Source organism: Acidobacteriota bacterium, from assembly GCA_016713675.1.
In the GTDB taxonomy this organism is placed as follows: Bacteria; Acidobacteriota; Blastocatellia; order Pyrinomonadales; family Pyrinomonadaceae; genus OLB17.
Genome location: JADJOS010000004.1, coordinates 201576 through 215111, shown reverse-complemented (window position 1 = coordinate 215111; position 13536 = coordinate 201576). Strand labels below are relative to the sequence as shown.

The window sequence follows — 13536 nt, the reverse complement described above, 5'->3', positions numbered from 1 at the left end:
TGCCGTAACGACAAACAACCTGAGCGTAGGCGGAAGCGTTACAAATAACGGCGTACTTGATTTCAGCACAAATGCCGATACGTCAGGTGCGATCCTTACGTTCGTGTTTGCCGGTGCCGAATGTTACTTTTGGCGGAACAGGTGCTACCACCGACGTCCGTGCGATCACGGTTGCAAAGGGTGCAATCGCTTCAACAGTTGAACTCAATGCTACAAACTTTACCGTACTCGGTGTCAACACCGACTCGGCAGGCTTCTTGACGCTTACAAGTGGCACATTCAAGATCTCGGGTACTTTCACCGTAGTAAACCGTGTGTTTACAGCTGCGGGCTATACGATTCCTGCAGCAGGTGGTTTTTGGCTAAATAACCCGAACTTCACAGTAGCCGGCCAAAATGGTTCTCCGACCAACAGCGGATTGCTGCGTATTTCGAGTGGTATTTATAATGTCGGGACCTCAGCCGGCAATTCACTCGGCGGCGGAACAGGGGCTGTCTTCACAATTGAAGGTGGAACACTAAATACTGCAGGACGTCTGCAGACGACGAGTGCAGTTACCTACAACCAGTCGGGCGGCGACGTCAATGTCTGCACTGTCGGTAACACAGCAACGACGGCTTGTTTCGGTCTGACTTCTACTGCAAACACGTTCAACATGTCGGGTGGTAATATCACCTTGGTTTTGCCTAGCACAAGTGCTACACCGTTGGATTACAGTGTGAGTACCAGTACGGCAGTAGTTTGGGTGACCAATCCGGCGTTAACGACGCTTAACGTAGGTACCGGGGCCGCGGCAGAGACATTCCGTGTTTTAGGTTCGACCCCGAATTTGAACATTCCCCTTAACAAGACGATGGCGGTTGGCTCAGGCACGGCAGGAGGAGCTATCTTCCATCGTGGAGCTACCGTAGTTAATAACGGAGCCATTGTAATTCAGGGAACGGGAGCAAGTTCGCGGTTCGATTGGGCAGCCAGCGGTCCGATGACCTATAGCGGATCCGGTACGTTTGGAACCCTTGCCACGCCATTTGCCGGAGTGGGAATGAGTGCAAACAGTCCGACCGGAAACAATGCTACGATCAACTCGCCGATCATAATCAATCGGGTTAACTTCTTCAACGGTGGGTTCACAAATAGCGGCCAGATCACTCTGGGAGGCGGTGCCGCGACCACGACGGTCATTCAGGTTGGAAACAGCACAACTGCGACGAATGCCGGTTCTTTTGACGTTTCACCGGTTCATAATGCCGGTTCGGGAGGTCACATATTACTTCACCTTCGAGCTACCACGATCAACTGGGTCACCGGGTTTGAAGTAAATACAACACGAACCTTGACCCAGTTGACCGTTGACAATAATGCCGTCGGAGGATCGCTGACGATCGCGGGCGGGCCGTTAACTGTCACGAGCATATTGGCTCTCACCAATGGTGTTGTAAACACTACTGCAGCAAACCTGCTTACAAATAATGCTGCGACCACGACGCGAACCACTGGATATGTTGACGGGCCTCTAGCCCGAAACATGGCGGTTGGATCACATACGTTCTTTGTCGGTGACACTGCGTACTCACCTGTGGTGGTAAATACGACCGCACTTGGCGCTCCGACTATCTTTACCGCCGAGGCGATCGACGCCCCGATGGTGGGCCTTATCCAGGGGCAGAGCCTCTCGCGTTACTGGAATTTGACCGAGGCTGGGGATATCACTGCTGACCTTTCGTTCACATATGCAGCGGATGCGGTGGACGTTAATGGTATTGAGACCGATTATCGTATTTATAAGAATGTCGGCGGTGTCATCACGAATATGTGTCCCGGCGGCCCGTGCGTTAGTGATGCGACCAATACTCTTGGGCCACTTGTTGGTGTTACTGACTTTTCGTCGTGGAGTGGTGCCGAGAACGCCGCTGTCGACACGAACGCTCCTGATACGACGATCTTGACTCAGCCAAATAATCCGATCAACAGTTCGGCTGCTACGTTTACATTCTCCGGAACAGATACGTTGGTAGGTATCGCCGGCTTTGAGTGCAGGATCGATGCCGGAGCATGGGCACCATGCACTTCTCCGAAGACGTACACTGGCCTTGCGGATGGTTCGCATACATTTGATGTGCGTGCTGTCGATACTGCGAGCAATCCGGATCCGACACCGGCGACCTACACCTGGGTGATCGATACCGTTGCTCCTGACACATCGATACTCACGAATCCGACCAATCCAACAACGAATACAAATGCGACGTTCACATTCTCGGGCACCGACGCTGCGGCTCCTGAAGCTGTTGCAAGCTTCGAGTGCAGGTTGGACGGAGGAATGTACGCTGCCTGTACTTCGCCGCAGAATTATGTTGCATTGGCGTTAGGTTCGCATACCTTCGACGTTCGAGCGATCGACACCGCCGGTAATGTGGATGCTTCGCCTGCTAGCTTTGCATGGACGATCAATCCGGTGGGGCCGACGGGACCTGTTTCGGTTACAGCTACTGCGGGAACACCAGGTCCGACAGCGTATCCAACGCTTAAGGACGCTTTTGATGCTATCAATGCAGGAACCCATCAGGGGGCTGTTTCGGTTCTAATTGTGACGAGCACAACTGAGACGGCATCGGCTGTTCTCAACAACAGCGGTGCAGGCTCGGCCAACTATACGTCAGTTCTTGTTCGACCGAACGCTGTGGTCTCGGTAACCGGAAACATCGTTGGTGCGATTATCAAGTTGAACGGTGCCGATAACGTCACGATCGACGGCCGCATCGGCGGCGTGGGAACAAACCGTGATTTGACGGTTAGCAATTCAAGCACTTCGGCGGCAACGGCGGCAATTTGGTTGGCCAGTGTTGCAGCAGGTAACGGTGCTTCGAATAACACGATCCGAAATCTCGAACTGGCGGGCGGCACGGACACTTCGGCAAGTGCCAATTCCACATTTGGTATTATCATGTGCGGCACGACCATCAGCACAACGGCAAACGGGGTTGACAATGATAACAACGCGTTTATCGCTAACCGCATAGTCAAAGTACGTTACGGAATCGTCACCAGAGGCACGACGACTGATTTGAATATCAACCCAGTCGTTACAGACAACATTGTCGGACCAAACGCATTCGGAACAGACCAGATCAACAAAGTCGGTATCTTTATGCAAGCCGACACGGGTGCACTTGTTTCGCGTAATACAATCCAGTTCGTCGGTTGCTTGGATCCGCAAGCCTGTTCTGGAGCAGACCGTATGGGTATCGGCATCGGACAAGAATCGTGGAGCATGACTCCTGGTACCCTAACGTCGAATAATTACACGGTTACTAGAAACGTAATTCACGATATTGTTGAAGAAACCACATTTTCTTCAGTCGGTATCAACTTAGCGACAACGGGCGGAACAACTAATAACCTCGTTGCAAATAACTTTATTTACAATGTTCGGGCCAATGGTACGGTCGGCGACCAGGCCGTTGGTCTGGGCATCGCAGGCGGTCTCGGCGACAGGGTTGTCTTCAACTCGATTTCGATGACCGGTGACGTTGACCCTGGGGTTTCCACCGCAACATCAAACTTCGGAAGCGGCATCCGCGTTGGAAACGCGAGCGGAGCGACTCACGGAAATCTGACGTTGAGCAATAACAGCGTATATATGGACTTGAGTTCGACCAGTACGGCTGCTGCTCGATATTATGCGATTAGCGGCAATGCGGCGGGATATAATTGGGGGACAGGTGGAGAAAATCACAATAACTACTACATCAATCCTATTAATACCCAACTACAGACAGGTGGTTTGGGTACCGTCAGCGGAAACACGCTGACGACACAATTTGCAACTTTGGCCAACTGGCAAACCGCTTATACGACACCGGCGGCGCAGGATGCCAATTCCATCCAGGCCGATCCGCAGCACGTTTCGACAACGGGCGACCTTCACATCGCTGTAGCGTCGCCGAATGTCGATGCAGGACTCTCAGTTGTCGGCGTTACGCGAGACATAGACAATCAATCTCGCGTTGCGGCTCCCGACATTGGTGCAGACGAACCGAGTGGAGTTACACCTCCGGCAAACGACATCGAGACAACGTTGATCATCGCTCCGGCAAACAGTGCGGTATTTACGACCGGTGCGACCAGCACACCGCAAGCCAGATTTACGAATGTCGGATCGGCAACCCAAACCAGCCGGCAGGTTACATTTACCATCACCGGTCCCGGTGGTTACAACTATTCCAACATGCAAACGATCCCCAGTATTGCAGTAGACGAAGCCGTGAATGTAATATTTGCGACAACACCTGCGTTTGCAATGGCTGGTACTTATACCATGACAGCCTCGACGGCGGCTGACTCAAACACGGCGAACGATTCAGCTGTGGGAACCTTCAGCGTTGTCGCACCGTTTAACGGCAGTTACAATGTGGGAACGGCTGAAACATTCACATCGCTGACCAATCCGGGCGGCATCTTCGCGGGGATCAATTCTGCGGGTGCCACGGGTAACATTACGATCAACATTACTTCTGATCTGGCTGGCGAAACCGGCGCGGTTGCCCTAAATGAGATCGCGGGCGGCTTCACGGTTCTGATCAAACCGACCGGGGCGGCTCGTACTATCTCCGGGGCGGCTCCGGCAGCCGGCGGATTGCTTGGGTTTAGCAGCACTGATGGAGTAACTATCGATGGTTCGCTTTCGGCCAGCACTGACCGAAGTCTAACGATCATCCCGAGCAATGCGGCGAATAACGGCGGAGGTATCTATTTTGCGTCCGGAGCGAACGGCACACAGAATAACGTCGTTAAGAATGTCAATGTTTACGGCAACGGTTCAACGACCGGAGTACTCCTTGGTGTCGCCTTTGCGGGCAGCACCTTCGGCGGACTTGGTGTTGACAATGATAACAACCGCATCGAAAACTGCGATATTCGAGGAGCGTTCTACGGAATCGCCTCTTTAGGTGCAAGTGCGGCGAACAAAGATACCGGCACGGTTATTACGAAAAACATAATGTCCGGCACCGGTGCAACCGGGATCGGACGTGTCGGAATATACATTATCTTTGCCGACGGAGCAGAGATCACTCAAAACAACATCGCCAGCGTTTCGAATCCGGGAAGCGTCGATACCATAGGTATCGCCGCCGGATCGCAGGGCCTCTCGTCTACTCCTTTGGCTACGGGCGGAATCAGCAATGCGACAATTTCGAGGAACTACGTTGGCGTTGTCAGCAATAATGCTACTTTCTCGTCGGCGGGTATTGTTGTGGCGTCTGATACGACCGGTACAAACAACGTTGTTAACAATATGGTTACAGGTGTTACAGGCAACGCAAATGCTGGTGATATTGTGGCAGGAATCTATGTCAACGGCCTGGCTGGCTCTACTCAGAACATCTATCACAACTCGGTGTCGATGACGGGCGACCGTCTTCCGGTAACGGCAAATATGCTTCCGAGCTATGCACTCGCCATCGCTACCGACCAACCGACCAATGTCGTGAACAATGTTCTAGTCAATTCGCAAACCAGAACCGGCTCGACCGGCGGCGGTGGCGAAAGCTATGCCATTGGTTTCGATGGTCCGGCAGCAAATGTTAATTTGCTGTCGAATACCAACGATCTGTTTGTCTCCGGTCCGATCGGAGTTGTCGGAATTACCGGCGATCTGACGACGGCTGCTCAAACAACCACTGCCGGAACCGGAACTAACCAGGCCACTTTGGTGGCATGGCAGACGGCAACGACCGAGGATGGAGCCTCGATCTCAGCCGATCCGCTCTTCACGTCAACGACCGATCTTCACATTCCGGCGGGCAGTCCGTTGGTGAATATCGGAACCGATGTGATGGTGACGACCGATTTCGATGGTCAAACTCGCGATGCGATGCGACATAGGTGCAGATGAATTTGTTCTGGTGACCCCCGGTACGCTTCAATTCAGTGCTGCAACCTACTCAGTTGGCGAGGCTGGCCCGACTGCGACCATCACGGTCACGCGTACGGGTGGCAGCGATGGTGTAGTTGGTGCTTCGTATGCAACGGTCGCAGGCGGAACCGCTACCGGCGGTGCAGTTTGCGGCGGAGCAGTCGACTACGCCAACACTTCGGGTACGGTATCGTTTGGCGACGGTGTAACTACGCCGCAGACGTTCACGATCCCGTCGAACGGAACGGCGACCGGCGGAGCAGCATGTACGGCAGGCGTTGATTACATCAACACCTCCGGAACGCTTACCTTTGCCAACGGTGTCAGCAGTCAGACATTCAATGTCACGATATGCGATGACGCCGTTGTCGAAGGCAACGAAACGATCAACTATACGCTGACCAATGCGACCGGCGGTGCAACCATCGGTTCGCCGAGCTCGGCCGTACAGACGATCGTTGATAACGATGTTGCTGCCGGAGCGTTTTCGGTCAATGACGTCAAGGTCACTGAGGGCAATGCAGGTCCGGTCAACGCGATATTCACTGTCACTTATACCGGCGGAGCGGCTGCTTCGGTATCGTTTGCAACTGCAAATCGCACCGCGACCGTAGGAACTGACTACGCGACCAACAGCGGAACACTCAACTTCCCGGCCTTGTCGGAATTGGGTGGTTCGTCAACGCAGACAGTTACGGTGGTTGTGAACGGCGACACCAATAAGGAACCGAACGAGACATTCTATCTGAACCTCTCCGGAGCGACCGGCGGAGCGACGATCTCTGACAATCAGGGTGTCGGCACCATAGTTGACGAAGACCGTGCCTACGTGAATGACTTTGACGATGACCTCAAGTCTGACTTCAGCGTCTTCCGTCCGAGCGACCAGATCTGGTACATCCTGCCTTCGGCGAGCGGTGTACCGAGCCTGACGTCGTTTGGTTTGGCAACTGACCGTCCGACACCGGGCGACTACGATGGCGACGGCAAGACGGATATTGCGTTCTATCGTGCGTCAAACTCGGCATGGCATATCCTCAAGAGCTCGACCAGTACGGTCGCGGTCTGGATAGTCGGTCAGGTCGGTGACAAGCCGGTCCAGGGCGATTACAACGGAGACGGCACGACCGATATGGCCATCTTCCGTCCGTCCAACGGCCTCTGGTCTGCGTTCTTCGTGGCCGACGGTTCTTCGACGTCACAGCTGTTCGGTATCTCGACGGATCGTCCGGTCCAGGGTGATTACGACGGCGACGGCAAGACGGATCCGGCGGTCTATCGTGACGGCACTTGGTACGTACTTCGCAGTTCGGACAGCAGCGTCGGTATCCAGAACTGGGGAACTGCCACTGACAAACCGGTCAGCGGTGATTTCGGCGGCGACGGCCAGACCGACCTTGCGATCTACCGCAACGGTCAATGGTGGGTCCTCGATTCGTTGACAGGTGCGTCGAGCGTAGTTGCCTGGGGACTCGCGACCGACATAGCGGTTCCGGCCGACTATGACGGCGACGGAACCACCGATGTCGCGATCTTCCGTCCGTCGGATGGCGACTGGTACGTACTCCGAAGCTCGACGTTGACCATTCAGGGCATCCACTGGGGCCTCAACGGCGACTTCCCGATACCTGCCGGAAACCTGCCGCAATAGGCGTAAATTAGCCGGTTCCTTGTGAACCGCATTGGCACGGATCTGAACATCAATTCAGGTCCGTGCTTTTTTGTGTCGATGCTCCGACGCACGCCCTGCACACGGTCGGTTCAAGGCGCCTCTACGTTCGCAATTTGCTTGACTTTGAATCGCATTCGTCTATAATTGCTGAGCAACGTACATTTTAATTTAGTAATCCCGCACTAAAACCGGCGAGCCTCACCTCTCGTCATTGCAGCTATCTTTGTTGTACCACAGCGTGGTCTCGTTAAACCCACGCCTGGCAGCAGTAGGAATTTAGAGGAGTATATCCGTCTTCGGGTCAAAGAACTTATGTCAAACCGCAAATCGTCGCTCCGTTTCGTTATCGTCAGCACACTCATCATCGCCATCTCGGCCATGACAGCCTCCGCAAGCTGGACGGATTATGTAAATCCGTTTACTTACTTCGCGTCGGCTGAAACCGCACAAGCGGAACCCGCAGTACAGGTTGAGACGCCGCCTGCGTTGGTGACGACTGTGACCACAAACGGTGGTTCGGGGCTTGCACCGACTTATCCAGATCTCGCATCGGCGATCACTGCTCTAAATGCCATTCCAGCGGCATCACATCTAGTCCGACGACAATTACCGTTACAGGAACTGAGACCGCTCCGGCGGGTGGCTACACGATCACAGCGACCGGAACGGTAGCGAATCCGATCGTGATCGATGGTCAAACTACGACTACTATCACAGCATTTACCCCTCAGGCTAGCGGCATCCTGCACGACGCGATATTCGAGATAGTTGAGGGCGACTACATCACGATCAACGGCTTCACAATGCTGGAAGATCCGGCAAACACAACGACTGCCGCGGGTACGAACAACATGACCGAGTGGGGCGTCGCTCTTCTTTATGCAACGACGACAAATGGTGCTCAGAACAATACGATCTCAAACAACACGATCGATCTTAACCGCACATATCAGAACACGTTTGGGATCTATAGTAATTCAACGCATACGGCTACCACGGTTACGACCTCTGCGACAGCTACTACCGCGGCGGGCGGAAACAGCGGATTGAAAGTCACCGGAACTGTATTACGGACGTGAATGCAGGATCGTTCTTGTCGGACCAACGGCCGCTGCGGATCATAACGATGGCGTAGACATGATCGGCGGAACTCCGGAACAGGCAAATACGATCACGAACTACGGAACGACCGGAACCTTTTCTGGCTACGCAAATGTTTCGGGCACTGGTTGAATGGAATTCTATTGAGAAACGCGAAAACTTTAATTTTCCTATAATTCAATTACATCGAGTGCTGGTGGTTATACCGGCGGTGCCTTCGACAACATTTTCAGGGTGTATGTTCCGTCATTCAGCAATGCTCCTTGGGGACGTTACGAATTCCTTCAACAACAACAATATTTCCGTTCGAAGTGGCGCTATTGGGAACTTTCAAGGGATTACTATTGACTCATCGACGACCAATGCCACTTCGACGACAAATATCGATAATAACAATTTCACGGCACTTACCTATTCGGTTGCGTTCGCGGAGCCTTACCGCTATCTCACAGTCCGGTAGTTACCGCTGGTCCGCTTACGCATAGTATCAACGGCAATACCTTTACCAACCTTTCAACCGCAACAACGGGTTCGTTCACGTTTATCTCCAATAGTTGGACTCGCCCCACAAATGGCGTAGGCAATATCAACAACAATTCTATTGTTACGGCGTTCAATAAAACAGGTGCCGGTGGTACCGTGACGCTCGGGATATACGTCTAATTCACACCTACGGAGCATATGATCTAAGGATTCCCAATAACAACAACAACCCAAATCATTACGGTTACCGGAGCTACAACAAGTTGCCGGTTGAGAAGCACCGGACTGTCCCGGTTCCGGACCATCAAGACTGTGACCGGCAACACGTTTAGTAACTGGACCGGCGGTACAAGCCAGCTCACAGGGCTCGCCGTTAGTTTCAGCAGTTCTGCGACCGTTACGGGTAATATCGTCAGCAACTTTAATTGTGCTTGACTGTATCGTTGGTATTGAAACGTCTTCGGGTACTCAGACCATTGCGCAGAACAAGGTTTACGACATTTTCTAGCTCTGGCGCAGGCGGTGCTCGTCGCGGGATCACGGTTTCCGGTGGAACCACTGTCAATTTCCAAAATAACTTGTTAGGTAATCTTTATGCTCCTTTGGCGAGTGCGACTGATGCTATTTGCGGAATCAATATATCGAGTACGACTTCCGTTCAAATCTAAATATTACATTCAACACGATCTACTTGAATGCGTCGTTGCGGGAGCGAATTTCGGAACATTTGGCATTTTCCAGTACGACCAATGCCACGGCAACGACAGCTAATCTCAATTTGAGAAACAACATTATCGTTAATACGTCGACCACGGCGGGAACGGGCTTGACCGCAGCTTACCGCAGTTCCAGCACTACATTGACTAATTACGGAGCGTCAAACAGCAACGATTTCTACGCCGGAACTCCAGGCAGCAACCTGATCTTCACGACGGAACAAACTCCGACCAGACCCTTGCAGCATACAAGGCACGATTATATTTCCGACGCAACTCGAGAGCGGCGGTATTCCTGTCGCTGGTATAACCGACGACTTTGACGGAAATGTACGCAACGTCTCGACTCCTGACATCGGTGCGGACGAAGGGAACTTTGTACTGCTTGATCTTACCGGGCCGGCGATTACTTATTCGCCGCTTCTGAATACGTCATCGACCGGCAATCGCTCGCTTAGCGTTTCCGTTGTCGATCCTTCGGGTGTTCCGACAGTGGGTGTCGGGCTGCCGGTTATCTATTACCGTAAGAACGCCGATCCGTATGCTTCGACACAGTGCACCTATGTCAGCGGCAGTAATTATGACTGCGGCATCATTGCAGCAGCTATGGGCGGAGTTGTCGCGGCCGATGTCATTCAATACTACGTCGCGGCACAGGATACGCCCGGAAATGTCTCTGTCAGTCCTTCCGGCGGAGCCGGCGGCTTGACCGCAAATCCACCTGCAGCCGGAACTCCTCCGACGACGCCGAACCAATACACGATCGTAGGTACGGTTAGCGGCACATTCAATGTCGGAGTTGGTGAGACTTATACTTCGCTAACTAACACCGGCGGCATCTTCGAATTTATCAACAATTCGGAAGTGACCGGAAATATCACGATCAATATCACCAGTGATCTGTCCGCAGCGTCCGGCACATTGGTCGCCGAGACCGGTACTGTTGCTCTGAATCAGTTTGCGTCGCCATTTACGGTGACCATCAAACCAAGCGGCGGTGCACGACTTATTAACGGGCCGGCGGGTGCGACGGCGCTGATACGCACTAATGGTGCAAGTCGCGTAACTATCGACGGTTCGCTTTCGGGCGGCACGGACCGCAGCCTGACGATCGAGAATACGAGCGGTACGACGCCCCAGGTAGTTCGATTTGGTTCGATCGGTGCGGCTGCGATCACGGCTAATACGTTGAAGAACTGTATCGTCATCAACGGTGTAGATACGAGTTCGGCAGTACTTGTTCTTGATAACGCCGGCACTGCCGGAACTTTCAACAACATCACTATTCAAAACAACGACATCAGAAGGGCATTCATCGGTATTTTCGCCAATGCTACTGTTGGAGCAGGCAACGGTGCCAATTTGCTGATCACCCAGAATAAACTTGATACCACAGGGATTTTTGCGATCAGAAACGCTGGTGTTTATGTACAGGGTGCTGATGGTGCCACGGTCAGCGACAACACAGTCGGCAATCTGAACGCGACGTCGGCAGAGAATGACTATGGTATTTGGCTTGCGACGGGAACGGTCAATACGACCGTTTCGAACAACTCCATATCCACATTGGAGATGACAAACACCGGAGCGTTTACCGCATTTGGTATTCGTGACAGCGGAGCTACCGCCGCATCGGGCAACAATATCATTCAAAACACGGTCACCAATATTTCAACCAACGGTTCGACCGCCGTGTTTGGCATCGATAACTCAAGCGGCGGTACGACGATCCAAAGGAATCGCGTCGATGGGGTGATCAATAACAGCACGTCCACTTATGGAGCTTATGGAATTAACATCAGTACGGGAAATAATGTGGTCGTCCGAAACAATTTTGTCAGTAACGTAACAGGCAACATGACCGGCGGCGTAGCATTCTCTGAGCAGTTTGGGATCTTTGGGATTCGTGTAGCGTCAGGCACGGGACATCAGATCCAAAACAACTCGGTCAATCTTTATGGTCTGCGGCCGGGAACGGCTACTGCATCTCTGTTGACGGCGGCCTTGGGCGTTTCCAGCACGAGTTCGACCGGTATGGATATTCGCAATAACATATTTGCGAATAACATCACGGGCGGTACAACGTCCATCGCGAATGTTTCGGTCTATCTGCCATCGGGCGGAACGTCGGCGATGAATCTGAACTGGAATTACAACTCCTACTATTTTGGTACAGATGTAGCGCGAGCGGGTGCCGGTCAAGCGGGAACAACATCGGGAACTAACTTCTTCACGACGTTCGATCCGACCATGACATCACCGGCATCGAACCTGAGATCGTACACGAGTACGCTTAGCGGCGGAGGAGCCAATGACGATTCGTCACAAGGAGCTACGACAGCGGTGCCGTTCGTGTCCGATTCGGACCTGCATCTTTCGAGTCCCTCGAATCTCGAAGTTGGATCTGCGATTCCGATCGTTGGTTTGACCAACGATTACGACAATGATCCGCGGCCGGCAACGACGCCGGATATTGGGGCCGACGAGATCGTTGGTTATCAGGGCGGTTCACTGCCTGCAGGAACGTATTACAATGTCGGGATCGGCGTCGGTTCGCTCGGCGGCGGTGTAACGGTCACTAATCGGCTGTATCTGTTGGGCGATGTCAACGGCGGCGGATTTACGATGACGCTGGGCTGTGATGCCTCGGTCGTCGGTGCCGGGCCTACCAATTTCATCGGCAATGGCTTTGTTCGCAAAGACTTCTGTGCACCGGGAGCATTTAGCTATCCGGTCGGCACAGGCGGCGATTATTCGCCGGTCAGTGCGACCATCACGGCGATCGCAATGGTTCCTTCGGGTCTCACTGTTGTGGCCTACGACGAATTCCTGACGGGCTTTGACCCGCTCGAATCGATCTCGCGTAACTGGCAGCTTGACGAGGACGGCGACCTGACGGCGGACCTGCTGTTCACCTACGTTGATTCGGACGTGAACGGAAACGAGGCTGACTATCGCGTCTGGCGTCGTCAGGGCAATGGAACGACGACCAATCTGTGTTCCGGCGGCCCGTGCGTTGATACGGTGAACAATATCCTCGGCCCTGTGAACGGCGTTACGACGTTCTCACGCTGGACCGGTTCCAAACCTCTGGCGCCCACCGCGGCGGAGGTTTCGATCTCGGGGCGGGTTACTACGGCTGACGGGGCGGGGATCAAGAATGCGATCGTCTCGATACAGGGCGGCACTTTGGTGGTGCCGAGGTTTGTGCGGACGGGATCGTTCGGGTATTACACGGCGCCTGATCTGAATGCGGGCGAGACGTATATCGTGACGATCAATTCGAAGCGGTTCATCTTCTCGGTGCCTAATCGTGTGGTCACGGCGAACGACAGCGTCACCGACGTTGATTTCGTAGCCGATCCTCAGTAATAATAGATTCGAGCGGCGGGGCTAAACGCCGTTCGATAATTTGCAGGGATATGCGAAACGGTACCTGCAGTAAAATGCCCCCGCCTTAAACAAGCGGGGGCATTTTTCTCCTTCTGCAACCATCGATCAGCCGTGAACGTTCGTCCCGTCAAACGCCGCTTGGGACGGCGAAAACTGCGGGTGACGTGTAAACGCTGCAGATGCGTGGGTTACGGCGTTTTGGACGAATAAATGTCCCGCACTTGTCCCGCTGTTCTGTGGGACAGATAACCTG

6 protein-coding genes are annotated in these 13536 nt (G+C 53.4%); all 6 read left to right on the top strand.

What is annotated here, in order from left to right; genetic code table 11:
- Positions 1-71 precede the first annotated feature (71 nt).
- The 6 genes from IPK01_14345 to IPK01_14320 all read left to right on the top strand — a co-directional run bounded on the left by IPK01_14345 (position 72) and on the right by IPK01_14320 (position 13262).
- The gene (locus tag IPK01_14345; protein ID MBK7934620.1) at positions 72-5897 is read left to right on the top strand and encodes a hypothetical protein; all 5826 of its coding nucleotides are present in this window, start codon (positions 72-74) and stop codon (positions 5895-5897) included.
- Entirely contained in the window at positions 5872-7569 is a 1698-nt protein-coding gene (locus tag IPK01_14340; GenBank protein ID MBK7934619.1) for a hypothetical protein, read from the top strand. Before IPK01_14345 ends, IPK01_14340 begins: the two co-directional genes overlap by 26 nt.
- A gap of 333 nt (positions 7570-7902) precedes the next feature.
- On the top strand, positions 7903-8262 hold the full coding sequence (locus tag IPK01_14335) for a hypothetical protein (protein MBK7934618.1): 360 nt from the start codon (positions 7903-7905) through the stop codon (positions 8260-8262).
- 11 nt (positions 8263-8273) lie between these two features.
- Positions 8274-8669, top strand: coding sequence for a hypothetical protein (locus IPK01_14330; GenBank protein ID MBK7934617.1), 396 nt, complete (start codon positions 8274-8276; stop codon positions 8667-8669).
- 1130 nt (positions 8670-9799) lie between these two features.
- Positions 9800-10213, top strand: a complete 414-nt coding sequence (locus IPK01_14325) for a hypothetical protein (GenBank protein MBK7934616.1) — start codon at positions 9800-9802, stop codon at positions 10211-10213.
- A gap of 169 nt (positions 10214-10382) precedes the next feature.
- Entirely contained in the window at positions 10383-13262 is a 2880-nt protein-coding gene (locus tag IPK01_14320) for a hypothetical protein (GenBank protein MBK7934615.1), read from the top strand.
- Positions 13263-13536 lie beyond the last annotated feature (274 nt).

Coding starts and splice junctions, on each gene's coding strand:
- IPK01_14345 (MBK7934620.1), top strand. CDS start 72: ATGCCGATACGTCAGGTGCGATCCTTACGTTCGTGTTTGCCGGTGCCG.
- IPK01_14340 (MBK7934619.1), top strand. CDS start 5,872: ATGCGATGCGACATAGGTGCAGATGAATTTGTTCTGGTGACCCCCGGT.
- IPK01_14335 (MBK7934618.1), top strand. CDS start 7,903: ATGTCAAACCGCAAATCGTCGCTCCGTTTCGTTATCGTCAGCACACTC.